This is a genomic window from Endozoicomonas sp. ONNA2 (assembly GCF_024606365.1).
Taxonomy (GTDB): domain Bacteria; phylum Pseudomonadota; class Gammaproteobacteria; order Pseudomonadales; family Endozoicomonadaceae; genus Endozoicomonas.
Genome location: NZ_JAHHPO010000418.1, coordinates 1 through 1,332 on the forward strand (window position 1 = coordinate 1; position 1,332 = coordinate 1,332).

General features: G+C 51.1%; 2 protein-coding genes. One reads left to right on the forward strand and one right to left on the reverse strand.

The features are described from left to right. Nucleotides 1-887: ankyrin repeat domain-containing protein (locus tag KDK14_RS07535; protein ID WP_257264454.1), on the forward strand; the 887-nt coding region annotated here is incomplete at its 5' end. A 168-nt stretch (nt 888-1,055) separates the two neighbouring features. On the opposite strand, the gene KDK14_RS07540 is transcribed toward KDK14_RS07535, so the two are convergent. Next, nucleotides 1,056-1,181, reverse strand: a complete 126-nt coding sequence (locus KDK14_RS07540; RefSeq protein WP_257264455.1) for a hypothetical protein — start codon at nt 1,179-1,181, stop codon at nt 1,056-1,058. Nucleotides 1,182-1,332: the final 151 nt, after the last annotated feature.

The following is a 1,332-nucleotide window of genomic DNA, read 5'->3' on the forward strand; positions in this document are numbered from 1 at the left end:
CAGCCCTGCATATGGCCGCTTATAACGGCCATTTGGGATGCCTGGGACCGCTGATTGGAGATGGGGGAAATTTGAAAACCACCAATAAGAACGGCGAAACGGCTCTTCACTTGGCTGCTGGTAAAGGCCACACAGCCATTGTCAACGCATTGCTGAAGATTGACCGTTCCCTGGCCAAAGAGAAGAATAAGTTTGGCCAAACGGCTCTCGACTTGGCTTGCTGCAAGGGCCACGAAGAGATCGCCATGGTCTTGCGGGCAGCTGACGGCAAAGCGGCTATTGACCGATCCAAGTGCGTTCGGGATTTTCACGATGCCGCCGAAAATGGCAACACAAGGTTGATCAGGGAATTGCTGGAGATTGACCCCTCACTGGCCAAAGAGAAGAATAACGATGGCCAAACGGCTCTCCACGTTGCTGCTTTAAACGGCCACACAGAGGCCATCCAGAAATTGCTGGAGATTGACCCCTCCCTGGCCAAAGAGAAAGAGGAGGGTTTCTTTGGCCGGACGGCTCTCCACGTTGCTGCTTTAAACGGCCAAACAGAGGCCATCCAGAAATTGCTGGATTTTGCCCCCTCCCTGGCCAAAGAGAAGGATGACGTTGGCTGGACAGCTATCCACAACGCTGTTTTATACGGCCGCCCAGAGGCCGTCGCGAAATTGCTGGAGATTGACCGCTCACTGGCCAAAGAGAAGAATTGGGAGGGCGGAACGGCTCTCCACAAAGCTGTTGAATACGGCCACCCAGAAACCGTCGCGAAATTGCTGGAGATTGACCGCTCACTGGCCAAAGAGAAGGATAACTATGGCGAAACGGCTCTCGACATTGCTATCAGCCTTGGCCACACAGAGTGCAATAAACTGCTTGAACGCTATACGGCCTAACCAACGGGCTGCCTTCTACAGTGAGCGATAAAATTGCGCGAAGAACCGATTCCTGATTATTTCATACCTCCACCTCATACTGCGCCAAACCAGGCGCTGTGTCTTTTATCTCACCATCCAGAATAAACGCCTTTTCACCAACGTTTACAGGCTCTCCCTTAACCGTAATCACCGATCCATCCCGGAGGTGCGCATTCTGGTGCCATTGCCGTTATTAGCGGCAATAGTGGCGACAACCCGAACTCCTTCAGGAATCAGCGCCTTGAATTGCTGCCAGATGTTAGTGGTTGCCATTGCTTGCATTCCGGATAAACGATCATTGTCTGGTGAAAGTTGGTACCGTACCTGACTTTTAGATTTAACGGCATACGTCTTGTTAGAAAAAATTCTGTTTTTTGTGGAACTTACTCTGCTGATTTTTGTCCCACCCACAATGTTTAGTCAA